Raw genomic sequence first — 19,550 nt, 5'->3', positions numbered from 1 at the left:
TCTTGTTAAAAGTGACCATATAAAAGTATTGCACTAGTAACTTGAGCTTATGATTTATAACTTGGAAATCTCCTTATTGTAGGATTCATAAAATGACTGTATATTAGCTAAAGTAACATCAAAAAACGTCGTATTTATAAAAAATCAAGAAATGAGATCTGTTAATGCAAGCTTTATCAAGTGAAACATACAACAAAGCCTATTATTTTATCATACGGGAGATGTTAGACCTTTCAGAAGACTGGTGTATATAGCTTTGCTAAGCTTGTTGAGAGTTAGAATAGGAAATAATTTTAATGATGAGAACTAAAATAATAGATGTAATAACAATTTCATTATTATTATCATGTAATAGTAATGATTCAATAAACCAAGAATCTATAAATACTTTAAAACTTAATTGCAATAATGCCATGTTTTCTCCTTTAAGTGTAATGCATGGGTCAGTATATAATGGCGTCTTGATAATACCGTATACGGGTGGTAATGGTAAAAAATATCCAGCTGAAATATTTAATAATGGAGGACTAACTTTTAGTAGAAATGAAGGAGTATTAGATATTGATAATGGAGAAATAGTATATAATGTAACAGGTAAACCCTCTGGTGCAGAAATTTCAATGGTTATTAATATAAGTAAACAATCATGTACTATCAAGGGACCCAACGTTATTGAGAAATGTGGGGCTTATATAGCAGCTGGAGTATGGAAAGAATTTGCTTGTCATAATCTTGGAGCAGACACAAATAAAGATCCTTTCACTCCTGATGCAGGAATACATGGCGCAAAATACCAATGGGGAGCATTTAATACAGAAATAACATCACCTAATATACGTTATATAAATCAAGTTAATGACCAATTCTATTCTAATTCTTTTGTAGGGTGGGCTCTTTTTGAAATGAATAATCCTCCTCACTATAATGTTAAACCAGATGGATCTTGGACTTCTTCTGATCCATGCAAATTAGAACTTGGGGTAAATTGGAGAGTTCCAACTCCTAATGAATGGGCTGGAGTTGCTAATAAGGACCTTAACCCTCAATACAATGGAGGAACTTTTTCATTTAAAGCTGAAGATTTCAATAATTATGGAGCAGGTAAGTGGTTTGGTAAATCCTTATTTCTTCCCGCTGGAGGCAAACGGTCTAGTAACATTGGAGCTCCTTATAATCGTAGTTATGCTGGCTATTATTGGAGTAGTATACCTGGTGGTAATGATTACGCTCATTCCTTGTCTTTCAATAACTCTGCTGCATATGCATCCGCTAATACTCGTACCGATGGAGCAAGTGTTCGTTGCATAAAAGATTAATGAATTCAAGCAAGTTGAATAAAAGGATATAGCCCATTACACATGTATTATTATTCACTTTAATCAAGGTTCAAGTGGTCAATTTTTCAGCATTCTCTAGTATATATATTCATAGAGTATGATTATAATGGGTATATTTTGACATTGAATTTTATTGTATATTTATCTTATCAAAAGCATAAATATGAAAAAACTACTTAAATTCCCTATAATATTGGGATTTTCTTTATTCTCCCACATTTTACTCGCTCAGATAAGTAGCAATCAAAAGACTGATGATCTTCTAAAATTCAAAAGTGAGAATATAGTGACTAATAAAATTTCACAAATAACAACATTTACTAAAGACGTATCATTGGATAGTCCCTTTATCAGTTTTAATGGAGCTGATCAGGTGATTTATGATGTGAAAAATCAAAAGATCGAAATTCTAAATAGTAAAAATTTTAAGGTCAAAAAAGTATCTTCAGTAAGTAAAAACATAGATAATAAAGAAAATTTAATAACATACTATATTAAAGAAGATAAACTTGTTATGTAATACATCATCAAAGCAATAGCTATATGAAAAAGTATATTTTACTGTTTGTTTGCCTTGTATCTACTGTATTTATTAGTTATCATTCATCAAAAAACAATGATTTAGATAATATTCTCCAGACAGTTTCCAAAGATGTACTTCCTGAACCATTTTATTATAGCAGTTTCTTCAATAAAAAGCATGTTTTCAAAGAGAAAAACTATTTTACAAGGGACGAGTTATTAAAAACTGAAAAAGATAATTTCTGGTTTCTATACAGTATCACTTATAAAGATAATGAAGCTTATGTAGAAATATTAAGGGTTAAAAATGGAGCTTTTAATGAATATAAGCTATCAAAACATAATGGGGTCTGGAAAGTTATAAGTAAAGAGGAATCTCAGACAAAAGTAGGTGAAAACGAAGGTACTTTACTATATATTGACATTAGAAACAAGCTCGGCAAACCATTAACTAGTGATTAATACAGTTTTAGTTGTTGGAGAGGTAAGATAGTATTAGTTTAATATTAAAAGTTTTAAAAATTATTATAGTATCAATAAATATTTAAAGTTTACTGATTTCACTTACCTTCTTACCCTGATTCTTCTTACAGTTCTTTTATGTAATGCGGTGTGTTATAGGCTTAAAATCGCTCCCACATAAACAATTCTGACTGAAACTGTACTGTTATTATGCTCCCTAAGCCAATTTTAAGTATGATTTAGGGTAGTTACTGAAGGTGCTTAACCTTTTTAAGGGTATAAATAGTAAATATCGGACCAGCAATAGGAATTAGAATTGAAATAATAAACAACATAAGTTTATTGTTCTCATTCTTTTCTCGTAAAATAAGCCAGCATGAGTATAAAAACAAAACCAGGCCTAGTATTAAAAATACAGGCAATGCCCCTAGATAAATAAGTTCTTTATTTGAAAACTCCATAATTAAGACTTGCTAATTTCTGAAAGTTAATACTTTTTTCATTTGTAATTCCAACCTTTAACAAAATTATTACATCTATAATATTAAACCGTTAATAATAGGTTTTTTGCTAAACAGGATAAGAATATAATACTGATTTTATATCAATTTATGGCAAACCGTAATATAAATATGAATTTTTATTATATATTTAGTCAATTAAAAACATAAAATCACAAAAAGTATGAGAAAAAAAAATACTCTTTGCTCCATTATGGGGAATCTTCACTTTATCCTTACTTTCATCTTGTCGTACTGAAGATGGTGCGGTTACACAAAAACAAATAGAAGACAAACGTTTTGCAGTCTTTGTTCCAAAGGATGGAAAAGCCATTAATTACACCGATGGTTTTGCTTATCTTATGAAAAGATATGACAAAGTGCAAAATACCAATATATCAGGTCTTAACAACACTATTGTAATAAATAATCTAACTGCTAGCGTTAACAAAAGACCTTTAGCTCTTACTCTTGAGAAAGGAGACACTTATGTGGAATTTAATATTCGCACAGAAATGATTACAGAAGAAAATGGAGATAAGTCAATAATCTTTCCAAAGGTTAGAGGAAATAAAGTAATAGGGTTAGTAGAGGCTGTTCTCACCAAACAGGAAACTCATATGAGTTATTATACATATAATTCAGAAAGTAGCTTGTATAAAGACTATAAAGATGATTTTCAGGATGCATTGGATCGATATCAGAGTAGAAGACAGATAAAGCTTAGTGCTTCAATAAAGCCAATGGCAGACACTGAAATTGAAGGGGTTGTAATTACGGTAAAAAGAAAGAAAAAAGAGGATATAGGTACAGTTAGGCCTCCTGAAGAAGGAGGAAGCTGTCCAGAATTTGCAAATTGTATTGCATATAATCCTGGAGGTGGAGGTGGAAATGATATGCCTTCTCCAGAAATTGTTGATAAAATTGATATTACGGAACTAAAAGAATACCCTTGTGCATTTGCAATAGCTCAAGAACTCCCATATATGGATAATAATATAGCTCAGTTATTGAGTGATACTTTTGGAAAAGACAATGGTATTAATGTTACTTTTGTTGCAGCAGATTTAGTAAATGCTGATGGTGGAACAAATATGATAGGAGATAAAAATAAATTTGAAGCAACTATACGTCTAGACAAAGGAATGCTTGCCCAAGCTACACAAGAATATATGTTAGCTACCATGTATCATGAGGTTGTTCATGCATATTTATTATTTGAACAAACTCGATTAGGGGTTTCTGCATTTAATGAATCATATCCTGGAGTAAGAAGTTATGACGTCACAATGAAAGATGGAACAACTAGTAGAAAATTTGAATTTATACAAGCTCAAAATCATAATAGAATGGGGCCATTTATTAATGGATTAAAGAACTCAATTCTTAAATTTAACCCAAATTATCCACCAGAAAGAGCTGAAGCACTAGCAATGTGGGGGATAATAACAGAAGAATCTATCCCAAAGGGATATGCAAGTTACAACGCACATGAAAGAGAATCCTCTACAGCTGCTTTAGGAAAAAAATGTAATAAGTAGAAAGAACAAAATCATGAGAAATAATATGAAACTTATAATTGCTTTATTATTGATCTTATCAAATAATATTTTTGCTCAAAAAAATAATAGGAAAACATATTACACAAATTATATTGTACTAGACAGTCTTAAAAATGTTTGGGGAAATAATGTTATTAATAAGTATACCCTAAATACAAAAGAACTTTATGGGCTTGATAAAACTGTAGAAGTTTATAATATTGTATACAACGATGCTATATTATTAATTTCAGCTTTACCAGATATTAAAGGAAATGATAACTGGATTAAAATTGATATAAATACCATTAAAAAAGATATTTTATCAAGATCTCAATTAAAGAAATTCATAATGGAGAGGTATATTAATAACACTTCGGAGAAGAAAACGTTAATGTATGGATTAGTAAAAAAAATTAACGGAGAATACTATGTCCCTAAAATGACTTTAGTAGAATATTTTTATATTAAAAGTTATAAATTTCCCTTTATTCCTTCTTATGGTACAATCGATATTAACTCACCTACAGTAACGATAAAGGAGATGGAAAAGAGTTATAAAGAACAAGTGCCTGACTGGGAGATTCCAATAAATCCAAAATATGGGGATATTACTTTTGCCTTTCCTATATATGCAAGAAATTATTTATCAAAAAAACTCAATATTAAAGGACAAAAAGCTTACCAATTCTGGACTTTAGACAATTGGAGAGTAGTTGATTATTATAGTGTTTATCGAGGTATTGATCGCTTTATATATATACCTGACAAAGGTATAGTGGGAGGTTCTTATGACTTCTATTTTACCTTTGTGCCGAGAGAAAACCCTCCTATTTCTTCTGAAAAAGAATGGGATAATATTATTAATGAAAAAATAATGATTGCTGAAGAACTTAAATAACAATATAAAGGCTTGGATTTAGAATCTGAGCCTTTTTTATATCTCTGCGTGGAACAACAGTAGTATATGTACTCGTCTATTTTACCCCACCCAACTCACTTTCAAAAACTCATAACTACTATTATATAATATTTGTTACAAATCTGCGCCAAATTGGGTGTGTATATAAGTATCCTTTTCTAATATCCCCCCACCAACATACTTCCAGAAATTATTATATAGTATTGGTATGTAATCAGTACTAAATTTAGCGTGCGGACACATAACCCACTATAGGCACTTGCCCTGTCTGAGCATCTAGTTTTTTCCTATACCCCGCCAACTGTCAAACTGGTTTTTGTACAGTTGTTTTTTTAAGCTAAGCTACCATTACCTAACTCATTAAAATCTTTAGTATAAAATGTGACTTTGCACCATTTTTAAAATATCTATAAATAGGATAACTTACCGCTTTATCTTATTTTTTGCAAAAACATAGTTGTTTCAAAAAAAATCTAGTCTTAGCATTAAGATATTTGTTAAAAATTTTGAAAAAACATTTAAATGATTTTGTTTTTCGAATAAATGGGCTAAACAAATAAAAAAAATTATTTCTGATTAGCATTATAATACAAGGTGACAATGGAAATATAATTTGTTAAGAATTGTTCAATAGCAATCTATAAAGCAAAATTTATCACATTAAAAGAAGCTATATATTCAATCTAATTCTTGCATAAATTAGCAATATTAAACATTAGATAAATTCACATTATGGTAAAATTAATTAAGTACACCAGATTTTTGCCTTTCGTAATATTGTTGAATTCATGTTATTCTGAAATAGATATTCAGAAAAGAATGGCTAAAAATCTCACTAAATTTGATAAAAGTAATTTTCCAGGAATTAGATTTGATAAGCTATATATTCTTGAGGGTACTTATGAAACAAAAAAAGATTTTGAATTAATTTATCCAAAATTGGAAGTTCATACAAATGGAAAGTATTTACAATATTTGTATGTTCATGGTAATGGAGAACTGAGCTTTTTTACTTTGCCTGAAGGGTATTTAACAAATAAGCTTTCCAATTACAATAAACAAGATTCCATTGGTAGAAAACAATATTCATTCAATGGAGTTATGTATATAAAAAATAATAAAATGATAATTGAAAGGACTCAATTATATAAAATGTATGGAGGTTACGGAAGTTATCGAGAGAAATTAAAAATAATTAGTGAAAATATATATATTCAAGAAGTGAATAAATGTTATGTTTATAAATATGTTGAATAGTAAAGCTAACAACAAGTATTATTTATATGATAAAAAAAGAAAAAGAGAATTTGCAAGTGATTCATTTTTAGAATTTTACAATATTCTCTTTTGTTAAAAAGTGGAGCTGGAGGGATTCGAACCCTCGTCCAAACAGGCAATACATAAGCCTTCTACATGCTTAGTTTTCTATTAATTGTCGGGAAAAAGCAGTGAGAAAACGCACAACTTTTACCTTATCTTCTGAGATTTTCGTGTACAAGCCAAAGCTTCCTGTACCTTATTTCCGCATTACTATATTCCGGAATCCAACGCCGCAGAACAGAGCGATGGTGGAACATCTTGCTTCCTTACTATCTTCGGGAAACGCTTGAATCTACTAAACTTCGATTATTAAGCTGCAAGAGCGAACTCTTCGTTGCCAGTTAAAATTCTGTAGCAAGGGATTAAAGAGATCGCGCTACGGTTCTCTGCATGCTTACTTACCCATTGGTCCTGCTGTCGAAACCAGTCAGCCCCGTGATAAGGATTGCAAAGATAAGAAAAATACTCCATAATATAGAGTTTACCCACATTATACTGTTCTGTTCTCTAGTTTATCAACTCTAAATTTTGCCAGTCAGATGTCCTATATTCTTTTCCTGTTATGATTGTAGCTTTCTTAATTTCTGTCAAACTCTGTTAATTCGGGTTAAAATACTTTTAGAATTCCTTTTTTAGAATAGTTTTGGATAAAACTTATTGCGGGTGAGGCTAACTTTATTCTCTATTTTTATTTTTTTGTCATTTTTTAATATTGTACACGCTCAGCAACGCATTAGCGGGTATATTTATGATGAGACAGGGAAGACTCTTTCAGGGATCAGGGTTTATAATATAACTACAGGAAATGAAATAATATCGGGAGAGCAGGGCAATTTTAGTATTATTGCCAGCTCCGGAGATCAGTTGAGGTTTATTTCTGTTCATTTTGAAAGAGCTTTCAGGGTTATTTCACATGAAGATTTTGGCAAAAGCTTAACAATAAAGCTTACATCTGTAGTACGGGAAATAGAGAAAGTAGAATTAGGATTTAAACCTACAGGAGATTTTTTGAAAGATATAAACAGGCTGCCCCGAAATAAGAAAAAAGAAAGGATGGACGAACATATAAAAGAATCCATAGCTTTGGGCGAAAATAAGATGATAACAAAACCTGTAGCAAAAATACCTGAATCATTCGACTATACAGGAATAGTAAAAGGAGGTTTTCCGGTTGGAAACATAAGGGACAGAAGAGATAAATACCACCTGATGAACTGGATAAGAGAAAGCTTAGGAGAAGATTATTTTACCTCCATGGAAATTCCGCGGTCCAGAGTCGACAGATTTATTTCTTACTCATTAGTAGGGTTTGATATCTCAAAATTATTAAAGTACGGAATATATACTGATCAGGATTTAACAAATATAAAAGTGCAGATGGAGAAAAAAAAGGATGATTTTATAAAGGCAATTAAAAAAACAAATGAAACAAAATAAAGCTATTGAAAAACAAATGAAAAAGTTATTATTGTTTCTATCCGTTTTCTTATTCATCTGGGGAAAGAGCCAGATGAACTTTTCTGGTAAAACCATAAATGATGAAGGGCAGAATCAGGGTGGAATACAGGTATACAATATGAGAACCGGAATTTCTGTTGTCACGAATTCCGACGGAGATTTTAGTATCGACGCCCGTCCGGGAGATGAAGTACGCATGGTTTCCACACATTTTGTACGCACAAATATGATACTGACTGAGGAAAGCTTCAAAAATAAGCAAATCATACAATTGGCTCCGTTTGTAAAAGAAATTGCGGGAGTACAGCTTGACAAAGTATCCATGAAGGAGCGTGTTGCAATAATGCAGAATAATATAGGCCTGCCTCCGCCACCTAAAAAACCCAGGGAGGTACCTCCTCCTACTGCAAAACAGGTAGGGTCTTTAAGATATGCTCTGAGTAACCTTAACCTGAATAACCTCTACAAAAACTTGTCGGGAGATGCCCGTCGTATGCGATCTCTCTATCGCTACGAAGATGCCGAAGAAAATCTCACATGGGTAACAGAAAGCCTGGGTAACGATTATTTTGAAGAAAATAAAATACCTAAAGACAGACAAAAAGAATTTGTCCAGTTCGTTATGGGAAAAGAAAACCTCATTACTCCTATTAAAGCACGAAATATTACAGCTGTAGAATTTGCACTCTCCCGATATGCACCAGATTTCATAAAACTTATTGATCAAAAAGGCCCGTGAAACAAAAACTACTTTTTATACTCTTTTTTATCAGTTACAGCTGTATTACAGCACAAACCTTTGTTTCAGGAAAAATACTGAATGAAGAAGAGTCTCCGTTGGCGGGTGTTCAGATCTTCAACATACAGAACAAAAAAGTAGTTTACACAAATGCAGAAGGCCGGTTCAGGATTGAAGCTTCTACGGGAGATGAAATAAGAATACTGACAAATCAATACAACCGAAGAGAAATAATTGTATCCGAATCTACTCTGAAACAGGAGCAAAACATAAAAATGAATCCCTCTGTACGGGAAATTGCCGGGGTAAATATTCTCTCTAAATCACAGATAGAGAATATGAAAAGTAAAATTGGCGTTCCCGGGCCACCTGAAAAGCCAAGAGAAAAAGTTCCTGAGGTTTTTCGGAATTTAGTATTACCACTACTAGGAGGTACTATTAATGTGGATAATGTTTACAAAATAGTATCCGGAGACGCCCGGAGAATGAAAGCCTTATATAAATATGAAGATCAGCAGGAATACCTGACGAAACTGGCAATGCTGCCAGGAGATGACTTCTGGGAACAAAGCGGAATTCCTTTGGAAAAACGCACAGAGTTTATTCAATATCTTATAGGCAAAAAAATCATCAGCGGAAAGCCTTCCAAAGAACAATTGGAATTGGCAGCTTTACCTTTTACAGAAGAATTCAGAAAACCAAAATCCAATCCATAATATGAAAGCAATTCTCTTTTTTATACTTATTATTCCATGGGGTATCCATGCACAAAATCTTCTGATAGGTAAGGTTGTGGATGAAAACGGAAATGCAATTCCCAATGCCTTTATTATTAATATGAAAACCAATCAAAACCTGTTGGCCGATGATTATGGTGTCTTTAGTATCAATGCTAAGCAGGGAGATGAAATAAGGGTACTTGCAAACAGATTTGAAAGACAAAGCAAAATACTGACAGCTGATGACTTCAAAGGAAAATTCATCATCAGCTTACTACCCCGTATTCAAACTATAGAAGAAGTGAAAATTGGGTACAGGCCAACAGGGCATTTGGAAACTGATTTAGGAAAACTGTACAGAGACAAAGAGCTGGAAGAGCTCAAAAAAAAGCTGACAATGGCCCTCAATATGGCTCCTGATCCTAACGAAATCCGCCCCACCCTTCGTATTCCTTCCGCTTTTAACAATCAAATTCCCCTTAGTGGAGCCAGTATAGTCATTGATCTCTTTGGCAAAAGAAACAAACCCAGAAAAATAAAAAATGATCCTGCACTGCGCATGATAAATAATGTTGGAACTATCTACAGCACTATAGGCACACAGTTCTTTGAAGGTATTGGTATTCCTAAAGATAAGATAACTGACTTTATTGTTTTTGTACTGAAAAAGAACAATCTGGAAAAAGAGCTTAAAGAAAACAATTACAGTATTATCCGCAATACCATGAGTGATAATGCTGCAACTTTTTTAAACGGGTTACAACAAAAATCTGTAAATTAGACAGATATAACACCAAACTAATGAAAAATTACATCACCGTAGGCATTGCAGCATTAGGTCTTATTATTGCTGCAGCATTTCTGGGAAATGCAATTAAGAACAGAAATAAATCTCAAAACACCATATCTGTAACAGGATTAGGAGCGAAGAAATTTACTTCCGATCTTATTACCTGGAGTGCTTCTTTTTCCAAAAGCGGCTATCAGCTACAGGAAGCCTATAATAATCTGGCGACAGACCGGCAAATGATTTTGGATTATCTGAAGTCGAAGGGTGTTAAATCTGAAGAAATTGTATTCTCTGCTGTAGATATCCAAAAACAATATGCACAGGTTACAGACGCCAACGGGAGCTACAGACAGGGAGAATTTGCTGGCTACAACCTTACTCAGTCGGTTTCTATAGAGTCCAAAGAAGTGAGCAAGATTGAAAACCTTTCCAGAACCGTTACCGAAATTATCAACAAGGGGATAGAACTTACTTCTTCTCAGCCTATGTATTTTTATACAAAACTTGCAGATGTAAAACAGCAAATGATTGCAGATGCAACAAAAGATGCCAGAGAGCGGGCTAAGAAGATTGCAGAAAATGCAGGTTCCAGCCTCGGCAGTCTGAAAAAAGCCAGCATGGGAGTTATACAGATTACTGCCCCTAATTCTGGAGAAGATTATTCCTGGGGAGGAGCATTCAATACATCTTCCAAAGAAAAGGAAGCCAGCATCACCATCAAATTAGAGTATCAGGTTGATTAAATCATCTAAAATCTAAATTTCACTTAATCTTTACCCTGTAACAATCATCTTACTATAATATCAGGCCCGGACATAAAGCCCGGGCCTGATACTTTTATAAATTATCTGACTACCATTTAGGACCAATCACTCGCTTAGGGTTCTTATCATCTTCCCGAAACCAAAAACAACAACCTGAAAAACAATAACATACACAATCGTGGTAGTTTTGTGGGGGATTGGTTTTTGTCCAAATGTATTTTAAAATATCACTTTTGCCGAGGCAAATGAAACAATTAAAAATACAAATGAATCTATGGAAAACAATGATGAATCTAAACGGAAATACATCTCTCCGGAATTAGAGGTAAAGATAATTGAGATGGAATACGGAATTGCCGCAGGTTCCACAGTACAACCAGGTGTAGGCAACGGTATTGAGGCAGATCCATGGGAAGATGGCGGAAGTGCCGGCAATGGTGAACCAGGTAATGAATGGTGGAATTAATACATCCACAAAACTAAAAACAAAAGAAAGATGAGAAATAGAATTCTAAATTTTAAAGCATTAAATATATTACCAGTAACCGCCTTTTTGTTTATAGCAAGTTCTTGCCGAAGCCATGATACTGATAATAATCCTAACAAAGAGACCTCGGCGAATGGTATCCATTTCAACCTCATCAACGATGATTTCAATAATGTAGGAAATGAGATAAAATCAATAGCTTCAACCAAGGGAAAGCAAGGGAATAAAACAGATATCATCAACCAGAATTTCGTTTCTGGACCTTTTGATATCAGTGCAGAACTATCTTTGGAAGCACTAGCCATCAGTCCATTGGCACAGGCAAGCGCAAAACTTAATACTGCCGCCGAAAAACTGGGAGGACCAACTAATACAAATGCAATCAAGTACGTTGTGGTTGCATATAAACCAGATGGAACTTATCTTGGACAGGAAGTCGGCGATGCATCCACTCCAAATCAGAAATTATTTGGCAATCTTAATTTAACAGGTAATCAGACCTATACTTTTGTCACCTATTCTCTGGGAGCAACAACGCCGCCCCCACCCGCCCCCACAACAAATCTTAATATGGCAGAACTTAACATAAATGGACTTACAGGGAGTGAAACAAATTCTGATCTCATGTTTGCTATTAATGAAAATGTTCTCCTTTCAGAAGGCAATACCCCTTTGGATGTGCATTTAAAGCATAAGTTTACTAAAATCACGATTAGTATTGATAATAGTGATGCTACAGGAACTGTAAAAGGAGGCTATCCATTGGCCAGTGAAAGTAGTACTGGCGCAACAGGTATCATAAGTGATTTTTATACAGATTGCAGTATAAGATTTAAAGATGGTACGAAAATAGGTGCTGTCACCGGAACCTCTTCTCTCGACACTAGTACGGTGAAGGGAATTAAAACAACCGGACAATCCTTCATCATCAATACAGGGGCAGTGTCTAATTATACAGGGACAATTACTCTTCCGGCAAATAGTATTACAATAGGCAAAGATTCCAATGCTCAACCAGTTGTTATTAACGTCAACGGATCAGGGACTGGTTTAATGCCAGGATATGCATACACGCTTAAACTAAAATTTAATAGTGACCGCTATGTTAATGCATCCGGTGTAACAAAAACGGAAGGAGAATCTGATGCCTTATACGCCGTAATTGGTGGCTACAAATGGGAACGTTATAATCTTGGCGTAATAAACCGAAATCCAGCCTTAAATAATCCTGATCAAATTCCTTCTATTCAAGGTCTTCATGGTGGTTATTATCAGTTTGGAAACAAAGAATCTATAGCAGATGCAGCTTCAACAACCAATTATAAAAATATTAATTGGAATGGCAACCCTGCACCTAATAATTCGTGGGATGCTAACTCACCAAATAATCCATGCTCTCCAGGTTACAAAGTTCCTACTGAAGCAGAGTTAAAAATACTTTTAAATAATACTTCTCAAAAAATTATAGGAAATACCACTTCCAATACATTTGGACAAATGAACAATTATTCTGCTGCCGGAGTTTACACCAGCAAAAAAAATCAGAATGTAAAACTTACTATTCCCATAAGTGGTTATGCTGATCTCACTGTTGGAAGTAACTCTGCTCCTTTTCAACCAGGCGACATAAGAGGACGCGCAAATTCAATGCACCTGGGAAGCAGCACTTTTAATTCTGCAACCTCAAAAATATCAATCTTACAATACAACGCCATCAGTTATTTTGGAGGGGGATCTGGTCAGGGATCTGGTACAGCCCAGAAAGTTATTGGGCGGAGCATACGCTGTATTGCAGGATAAAGCTTGAAAATAATATTCCGCCGGAATATAATAATGTGCTAAAAAGCGTTTTTAATCACTATCATCATTTGTTTGTTTAAAAAACCTGTTCATGGTTTAAGCGGATAATATTATTGTCCGCTTTTTAACAAACAAATCAGCTATAGCCATCTAATAGGAGACTTACACCTTTATATAACATGAATAAAAATGCAAAATAATTGACCTGCTTATTACTTAAAAAAACATTTAAATCATTTTGTATTATAAAGCTGTTAATGAAGTATACGAGTGTGGAGTTGGTACTTAATACTCTGTCATTCTGTTTTAGAAATTAACAGTTCTTGCGGGTAATCTGATGATTACCCGCATCTATCCAGATAAATAAATTCAAAACACAAATTTATAGCTCGTAACCAATCTTTGCCTGTTTGGCAATCTCCATGAGGGATTCCAGTATGAAGCATCGTGTAATGTCCTTAACACAGCCCTATTAAATAACATAAATATGAATGTAAAAATGAAAAAAAAAGAAAAAAGGAAAAAGTACAGCCCGCCGCAAATGGAAGTAATGTATATCGAAATGGAGGAAGGAATAGCCTCTGGTTCTGCAACCGTAAATCCGGGAGATATACAAAATCCTAATACACCGGATATTGAGGATTGGAATATAGTAAACGGAGGTGAAGGAACAACAGAAATTTAATGACCAAAAAAAGCAAAATGAAAAGAAAAATACTTTTTTTTACTATAAAAAGTGCTTTAGTATTATTTAATACAGGTATCTTTCTTATAGCTACTTCATGTTCATCTCGTGAAAATAGTGAGATAGTACCTGAAGATACGAATAAAGTTTCAGTTTACATCAATACTTCTGTATTTGATAATGAAAACATTATTAATACATCAATTGCATCAACAGGGAAGACAATTAGAAATAGTTCATCATCAGAAATTATTGCAAAGGAAAGAATGGTGTATGGAGATGTAATGGATGCCTTGATAAGCATGGAAAAACAAAAATCTGAGCAATCGTATAAAATAAATACAAGTGCCTCGACATCAAAATCAGGAGCTATTGCCCAAACAACCACGGCTATGCTTTCTGGTAAACAGTTTGTTGTACGCCTTTTTAATGATAACAATGGTAATCGTGGTACATTATATGGTGAATATACTCTCACAGCTGGCCAGGCTACTCCTATCCGGGTAGACTCAGGAAAAAATTATCACTGGATTGCATATTCTACAAACGAAAATACATTACCTGCCATCGCCGGAAATGTAATTTCTGCTAATGATATGATCAATAAAGATATTCTGTATGATTCCGGAATATTAGCCAATACTCAAACAGGTAATAATTATCTGGAAATTATTTTTAAACATAAGGCTTCTCGTTTTCATGTTTTAATGAATAGCCAGGGCATGTTTATGCCCATGTCAATGACAAAAGGAACAGGAAAAATATCTGTAGGAAACGGAACAGGAGCTGCATTTAAAAGTTTGTTGACAACCCGCTCTTTTGATGTATTACAAGGTGAATATATTAATACTGCACAACTTGTAAATGAAGTACCACTGGCAGATACAAACTTCACTAACGCATTGAAAGATGTCTATATGTATAGTTCGGACGAGGTTGTAAACATACCGGCTAATAGCCTTGTTATAAAAATCAGTAACATCCTTTTCAAACCGGACCATATGCCTGGTATAAACACCCATGATGGACTTTGGGGTTATACAATACCTTTATACTTTGGTATCAATAATAATAGTTTCAATATATCCAGAGGAGCAACTTATGAAATAACAGCAAAGTTACTCCAAAGCGGTGTTAAATTTGGTAATACAATATGGGCAAAAGGCCCTCTGACCAACGCTCCTTCAATTGGTGCAAACAATATACTGGCTTACAGAATAACACCCTATAATACTTTAAACAATCATTCCAGTCTTTTCTGGAGATGGAATGAATTAGCTCCGGATGGCAATGGTTCTACAGGTCCTGCTCCAGCCAGTTATACAGAAGACAAAGACCCCTGTATGCAGCTATACCCTTCTGGTTTATGGCGCATGCCAACAGTTGCAGAAGCACAGGAAATTGCCAATGCAGACCCAATCTCCACCCAGGGATGGTTGCAGCCAGATCCTGGCAATACTTCTGCATCATATTTTAATATGAGCTTTACTCCGGATACTGGAGGCTTACAATATTTTTATGGACTCAGATTTCAGTTCATGGGGTATATAGATAACAATACCGGGATTCAGGAGAATAAAGCCACCATTAATTCTGGTGATAATGTTATTGAAAACAATGCTGTAAGTACAAGATTCTGGACAAAAGACAATACAGGAGCTACTGCAAAAGCTTTCGTTCGTTATGCCAATTTCACAGCTCAGTCAGGACAGGGTGTTACTGTAAGCGTACCTAATAAAGGACTTATAACCGATATGAACAAAAAACATTCTCTCAATATAAGATGTGTAAGAAACTAACATAATGGTATAATAAAAAACAGACCTGTAGGTCTGTTTTTTATTATAACTTATATTTAAAGAAGGATTCAAATCAGCTGCTAATAAACATTTCTTGCTATATTATCACATAGCAATATATTAAATACCAATACAATACAATTATGTGGTAGTTTTGTGAGGGGAGTAAAACTTGTTATTTCCCCACTAATTTATAAATATTTGCACCATAGAAGTCTGGGTATTAAATTGATGCCGATACTGACAAGCATAAACTACTCCAAAACACATTCTGCTATAAAAATTATTTATCGATTTTTTTAGAACTACATAATAGTTCTAAACGGATAGCTATTGCTGATCTATGAAAGAATGACAAACAAATAATTATACGATGAAAAAAGAAACAGAATTCCGTTCTGTTATTAAACAGGACTTCTTCTCCCTTGGCATAAGGTTTATAACTTCCGAAACAAAGTCCGGCATAATGGCAAACTCAGTTCAGATAATGCTATCTGATATAAAAGCCTATACAGCTCCAATGTATTCTTCAGCATTGAGTCTATAAAATCATATAGACATAACTACATTCCAAAAATCAATAACAGAAAAAAGGTTCCTAAGAAACATCAACATTTCTTATTGTTCACGCATTGAAAACACAAGTACAGGTTTACAGTCTGATACAAGCACTTTATTTTAAAGAAAATATTTTTGCAATATTATTAACAAATATTGTGTCATATTCATAAATAACAATAAAAACACATGTTATTTTATCATTATAACCCGTATCAAAAATATAATAAATTAGCTTCTTTAAACCTGTATACTACAAGCAATTATGTTTCAAAATGCAAAAGCAATTGTTGCACCTTCTGAACAAAATAGTATTATATGAAATATCTTTATTTCCTTATTATAAACTTTTTATTTTGTCCTGTCATCAAAAAAAATGATAATACATTATCTCTCCACATCGAATATAAAAAATTTCTTCATCAATCTATATCTTATAACTTCTTCACTATTCATGAGCAATTCTTTACTTCTAATAATATTGAATTAGCAGAAATAAATGACCTATTAAAAAAAGCTGATGATTATATCCATACAGATTATCCAGCATCATTAATATATGCAGAAAAAGCTTGTGCTATTGCTGAAGAAATTAATAATTCTGAAAAAAAAGCTGAAGCTTATTATTATATTGCCAGATGCCTGATTTTTATCGGTAAATACAAAGAGAGCAAAGTCTTTTTAGATAAAGGAATGGATGAAAAATCCGTAAAAAAAAGTACACTGCTAACAATACTGTTTAAACAGTTAAAGTCAGTGTACTATTCCAAAATGTATATTTTGCATGAGGAATTGAAGGAAAACATAGAAATAAAAAAATTAATTTCTACCGAAAGAGGTATGGAACTAAGGATTCTTAATGCAATAAATGAAATGTATATTGGAGATTATTACACCGAAACTGCAAATTATAAACTTGCACATATTTTTTCACAAAACTCAATAGAACTTTATGAAAATATTCCAATATCAGAATATTCAAAAGCTAAAAGAATTTATAAATATAAAGCTTATGCCTATTTCTATAAATCATGGATTTATCTAAAGCAAAATAATCCCGAGCCAGCATTATACTATATACAAAAAGCATATAACCAATCAATTATTGATAATTTGGGTTATATATCCCCTTTTTTGGAAGCGTATGGTAATTATTATTATGAGACCAAAAATTATGAAAAAGCCATTAGTTTCTATCTGAAAGCTATCGAAAACAAAAAAAAATTTGGCCACCATGCAGCAGATATAAATATGAAAATATCTAAACTATATGGAATTCTTGGCGATCATAGCAAGGAAAAACTATATCTGAAAATATCTTCAGAACAACGAATTATTGATGAAAACAAAAGCAGGATCAATGTTCAGGAAGCATTAAACGCAATAGTAAAAGAGCAGAATAGGGAAAATAAAAAAGTTCAGAATAACAATAATCTTAAAATAGCGACCATTATAGTAACAACATTATTATTGACAGGCTACATTCATACATTCCAAAAGAAAAAAGAAGTAAAGGCTCTTCATGAAAAGACCAAATTACTGCATTATAAAAGAATGAAAATAAAAGAAAAAGAAGAGGAAATAGAAAAACTTCAGAACCAAATGAATGAATCTTTTACTGAAGTAATTAATCTGGCTAAAGAAAACTCTCCTGAATTTATCAGTCGTTTTAAAGAGGTATACCCAATAGTATATGAAAAGATATTAAAGGTCAACCCAAAGATTAAGACTTCTGAATTAACATTTTTTGCTTATTTATATTTTGGGTTTTCTACTAAAGATATTGCAACATATACCTGTGTAACGGTTCATGCGGTTGAGGTCAGAAAAAACAGATTTCGAAAAAAATATAATATCTCTTCCGATGTAGATCTGAATAACTGGATCGAAAAACTAGAATGAACATCAAAATCTTCAGTAGCACAAAACTCATAAAGCCAGCCGCAAATTACCTATTATAATATTCTTTATCCAGATTATTTTTAAATGCATTACTATTGTATATAAATTAGGATAATTAAATAATAAACAGACCCGGACTTAAGATCCGGGTTTGTCTTATATGCTGATTATATTACAAAAAATCAGAATAAATCCCCTGCAGTAATACTTTTATCATGTTTGGTATAATCAACAGGCCTTTTAGCAAAGAAATCGTCCATAGCATTCGCAAATACTTCTTCTTCAAACCACATCATTGGTTTGTATTGCTCTGGTGTAATATTGTACTTTGGCGCCATATTAATCTTTTTCAGACTATCATCAACTCTGTATTTCATAAAGTTTAATAAATCTTTCTTTGTAAATACCTGTAGTTCTCCCTCTTCAAAAATCCAGTCAAGGATCTCTCCTTCCAACATTACAGAATGATCCACAAGCGAATATATATCCTCAATATCAGAATCTGTTAATAAATCTGGCTGTTCTTCCCGTATTTTATTGATTAGGAATATTCCTGCATTTGCATGTACCTGCTCATCTACAGATGTCCATGCAATAATATTAGAAACATTTTTCAGGTGTCCTCTAAATCTAGTGAAAGATAAAATAATAGCAAATTGTGAGAAGAGCGATACGTTTTCAATAAGGATACTAAACAAAAGAAGCGAAGAAACATACTCTTTAGGAGTAGTAGAGTTCGCATGTTTCAGGACACTTGATAAGAAATCTATCCGTTTTTTTATTACCGGTACTCTTACCAGATCCAAAAAATTATCATTATACCCCAGCACTTCCAATAATCGGGAATAAGCTTCGGAATGGCGAAATTCACATTCTGCAAAAGTAGCTCCCAGTCCGTTTAGTTCAGGCTTTGGAAGATGATTGTAGAGATTTCCCCAAAAAGTCTTCACCGAAACTTCGATTTGGGCAATTGCCAAAAGTGCATTTTTTACAGCATTTTTTTCATGTGGCTCTAGTTGAGAATGAAAATCCTGAATATCTGCCGTAAAATCCACTTCGGAATGTACCCAGTACGATTTATTAATGGCTTCAATAAACTGAAGTACTTCAGGATAATCAAAAGGCTTATAACTTACTTTTTTGTCAAAAATTCCCATATAAAAATATTTAAAAGATGAATAAATTATGCTTTGGTAATAAGGGCTGTTACAACTGCATTAACAGAACAAATACATTTGTAATCCA

The 19,550-nt window shown here is 33.1% G+C and carries 18 protein-coding genes and 1 other RNA gene; 17 read left to right on the top strand and 2 right to left on the bottom strand.

Translation table 11 applies throughout. The features are described from left to right. The first annotated feature begins 296 nt into the window (after nt 1-296). The 6 genes from ATE49_RS07330 to ATE49_RS07300 all read left to right on the top strand — a co-directional run bounded on the left by ATE49_RS07330 (nt 297) and on the right by ATE49_RS07300 (nt 6,541). The gene (locus ATE49_RS07330; protein ID WP_081278428.1) at nt 297-1,316 is read left to right on the top strand and encodes a fibrobacter succinogenes major paralogous domain-containing protein; all 1,020 of its coding nucleotides are present in this window, start codon (nt 297-299) and stop codon (nt 1,314-1,316) included. Between the two features lie 184 nt (nt 1,317-1,500). Continuing rightward, nucleotides 1,501-1,857, top strand: coding sequence for a hypothetical protein (locus ATE49_RS07325; RefSeq protein ID WP_065081643.1), 357 nt, complete (start codon nt 1,501-1,503; stop codon nt 1,855-1,857). A gap of 23 nt (nt 1,858-1,880) precedes the next feature. Then, nucleotides 1,881-2,321 carry a hypothetical protein gene (locus ATE49_RS07320; RefSeq protein ID WP_065081642.1) on the top strand — a complete coding sequence of 147 codons (441 nt, stop codon included), beginning with the start codon at nt 1,881-1,883 and terminating at the stop codon, nt 2,319-2,321. 862 nt (nt 2,322-3,183) lie between these two features. After that, a complete protein-coding gene (locus ATE49_RS20540) occupies nt 3,184-4,362 on the top strand; it encodes a hypothetical protein (RefSeq protein ID WP_065081640.1) in 1,179 nt (392 codons plus the stop codon). Nucleotides 4,363-4,375: 13 nt separating this feature from the next. Then, a complete protein-coding gene (locus tag ATE49_RS07305) occupies nt 4,376-5,263 on the top strand; it encodes a hypothetical protein (protein WP_260255858.1) in 888 nt (295 codons plus the stop codon). 753 nt (nt 5,264-6,016) lie between these two features. Next, entirely contained in the window at nt 6,017-6,541 is a 525-nt protein-coding gene (locus ATE49_RS07300) for a hypothetical protein (RefSeq protein WP_065081639.1), read from the top strand. A gap of 98 nt (nt 6,542-6,639) precedes the next feature. Here ATE49_RS07300 and ssrA read toward each other — a convergent pair. Continuing rightward, nucleotides 6,640-7,039, bottom strand: a transfer-messenger RNA (tmRNA) gene (gene ssrA, locus ATE49_RS07295). A gap of 261 nt (nt 7,040-7,300) precedes the next feature. On the opposite strand from ssrA, the gene ATE49_RS07290 reads away from it, so the two are divergent. The 11 genes from ATE49_RS07290 (at nt 7,301) to ATE49_RS07245 (ending at nt 18,305) form a co-directional block, all read left to right on the top strand. Beyond that, nucleotides 7,301-8,041, top strand: a complete 741-nt coding sequence (locus ATE49_RS07290; protein WP_260255857.1) for a carboxypeptidase regulatory-like domain-containing protein — start codon at nt 7,301-7,303, stop codon at nt 8,039-8,041. Further along, entirely contained in the window at nt 8,028-8,801 is a 774-nt protein-coding gene (locus tag ATE49_RS07285) for a hypothetical protein (RefSeq protein WP_065081637.1), read from the top strand. The genes ATE49_RS07290 and ATE49_RS07285 overlap by 14 nt, the downstream gene beginning before the upstream one ends. After that, nucleotides 8,798-9,517 carry a carboxypeptidase-like regulatory domain-containing protein gene (locus tag ATE49_RS07280; RefSeq protein ID WP_065081636.1) on the top strand — a complete coding sequence of 240 codons (720 nt, stop codon included), beginning with the start codon at nt 8,798-8,800 and terminating at the stop codon, nt 9,515-9,517. Before ATE49_RS07285 ends, ATE49_RS07280 begins: the two co-directional genes overlap by 4 nt. Before the next feature lies 1 nt (nt 9,518). Further along, on the top strand, nt 9,519-10,301 hold the full coding sequence (locus tag ATE49_RS07275) for a hypothetical protein (RefSeq protein ID WP_065081635.1): 783 nt from the start codon (nt 9,519-9,521) through the stop codon (nt 10,299-10,301). 20 nt (nt 10,302-10,321) lie between these two features. After that, complete coding sequence (locus ATE49_RS07270; RefSeq protein ID WP_065081634.1) at nt 10,322-11,053, top strand: SIMPL domain-containing protein; 732 nt, start codon at nt 10,322-10,324, stop codon at nt 11,051-11,053. A 295-nt stretch (nt 11,054-11,348) separates the two neighbouring features. Then, nucleotides 11,349-11,540, top strand: a complete 192-nt coding sequence (locus tag ATE49_RS07265) for a hypothetical protein (RefSeq protein ID WP_065081633.1) — start codon at nt 11,349-11,351, stop codon at nt 11,538-11,540. 30 nt (nt 11,541-11,570) lie between these two features. Continuing rightward, entirely contained in the window at nt 11,571-13,361 is a 1,791-nt protein-coding gene (locus ATE49_RS07260; RefSeq protein WP_065081632.1) for a hypothetical protein, read from the top strand. 499 nt (nt 13,362-13,860) lie between these two features. After that, nucleotides 13,861-14,046 carry a hypothetical protein gene (locus tag ATE49_RS07255; protein ID WP_065081704.1) on the top strand — a complete coding sequence of 62 codons (186 nt, stop codon included), beginning with the start codon at nt 13,861-13,863 and terminating at the stop codon, nt 14,044-14,046. Nucleotides 14,047-14,063: 17 nt separating this feature from the next. Continuing rightward, nucleotides 14,064-15,845 (top strand): hypothetical protein, encoded by a 1,782-nt coding sequence (locus ATE49_RS07250; protein WP_065081703.1) that lies wholly within the window; start codon nt 14,064-14,066, stop codon nt 15,843-15,845. A 373-nt stretch (nt 15,846-16,218) separates the two neighbouring features. Continuing rightward, a complete protein-coding gene (locus tag ATE49_RS20150; protein ID WP_155759292.1) occupies nt 16,219-16,392 on the top strand; it encodes a hypothetical protein in 174 nt (57 codons plus the stop codon). Nucleotides 16,393-16,721: 329 nt separating this feature from the next. Continuing rightward, entirely contained in the window at nt 16,722-18,305 is a 1,584-nt protein-coding gene (locus tag ATE49_RS07245) for a tetratricopeptide repeat protein (protein ID WP_065081631.1), read from the top strand. A gap of 182 nt (nt 18,306-18,487) precedes the next feature. On the opposite strand, the gene ATE49_RS07240 is transcribed toward ATE49_RS07245, so the two are convergent. Next, nucleotides 18,488-19,462, bottom strand: a complete 975-nt coding sequence (locus ATE49_RS07240) for a ribonucleotide-diphosphate reductase subunit beta (protein WP_065081630.1) — start codon at nt 19,460-19,462, stop codon at nt 18,488-18,490. Nucleotides 19,463-19,550 lie beyond the last annotated feature (88 nt).

The sequence above is a fragment of the Elizabethkingia miricola genome, from assembly GCF_001675285.1.
In the GTDB taxonomy this organism is placed as follows: domain Bacteria; phylum Bacteroidota; class Bacteroidia; order Flavobacteriales; family Weeksellaceae; genus Elizabethkingia; species Elizabethkingia miricola.
This window is presented reverse-complemented; position numbering and strand designations above follow the sequence as displayed.

Excerpts from the sequence above, each read along its gene's own strand:
- ATE49_RS07300 (WP_065081639.1), top strand. The coding sequence starts at position 6,017 with ATGGTAAAATTAATTAAGTACACCAGATTTTTGCCTTTCGTAATATTG.
- ATE49_RS07305 (WP_260255858.1), top strand. The coding sequence starts at position 4,376 with ATGAGAAATAATATGAAACTTATAATTGCTTTATTATTGATCTTATCA.
- ATE49_RS07265 (WP_065081633.1), top strand. The coding sequence starts at position 11,349 with ATGGAAAACAATGATGAATCTAAACGGAAATACATCTCTCCGGAATTA.
- ATE49_RS07330 (WP_081278428.1), top strand. The coding sequence starts at position 297 with ATGATGAGAACTAAAATAATAGATGTAATAACAATTTCATTATTATTA.
- ATE49_RS07245 (WP_065081631.1), top strand. The coding sequence starts at position 16,722 with ATGAAATATCTTTATTTCCTTATTATAAACTTTTTATTTTGTCCTGTC.
- ATE49_RS07270 (WP_065081634.1), top strand. The coding sequence starts at position 10,322 with ATGAAAAATTACATCACCGTAGGCATTGCAGCATTAGGTCTTATTATT.
- ATE49_RS07275 (WP_065081635.1), top strand. The coding sequence starts at position 9,519 with ATGAAAGCAATTCTCTTTTTTATACTTATTATTCCATGGGGTATCCAT.
- ATE49_RS07325 (WP_065081643.1), top strand. The coding sequence starts at position 1,501 with ATGAAAAAACTACTTAAATTCCCTATAATATTGGGATTTTCTTTATTC.
- ATE49_RS20540 (WP_065081640.1), top strand. The coding sequence starts at position 3,184 with ATGAAAAGATATGACAAAGTGCAAAATACCAATATATCAGGTCTTAAC.
- ATE49_RS07255 (WP_065081704.1), top strand. The coding sequence starts at position 13,861 with ATGAAAAAAAAAGAAAAAAGGAAAAAGTACAGCCCGCCGCAAATGGAA.
- ATE49_RS20150 (WP_155759292.1), top strand. The coding sequence starts at position 16,219 with ATGAAAAAAGAAACAGAATTCCGTTCTGTTATTAAACAGGACTTCTTC.
- ATE49_RS07285 (WP_065081637.1), top strand. The coding sequence starts at position 8,028 with ATGAAACAAAATAAAGCTATTGAAAAACAAATGAAAAAGTTATTATTG.
- ATE49_RS07240 (WP_065081630.1), bottom strand. The coding sequence starts at position 19,462 with ATGGGAATTTTTGACAAAAAAGTAAGTTATAAGCCTTTTGATTATCCT.
- ATE49_RS07250 (WP_065081703.1), top strand. The coding sequence starts at position 14,064 with ATGAAAAGAAAAATACTTTTTTTTACTATAAAAAGTGCTTTAGTATTA.
- ATE49_RS07260 (WP_065081632.1), top strand. The coding sequence starts at position 11,571 with ATGAGAAATAGAATTCTAAATTTTAAAGCATTAAATATATTACCAGTA.
- ATE49_RS07320 (WP_065081642.1), top strand. The coding sequence starts at position 1,881 with ATGAAAAAGTATATTTTACTGTTTGTTTGCCTTGTATCTACTGTATTT.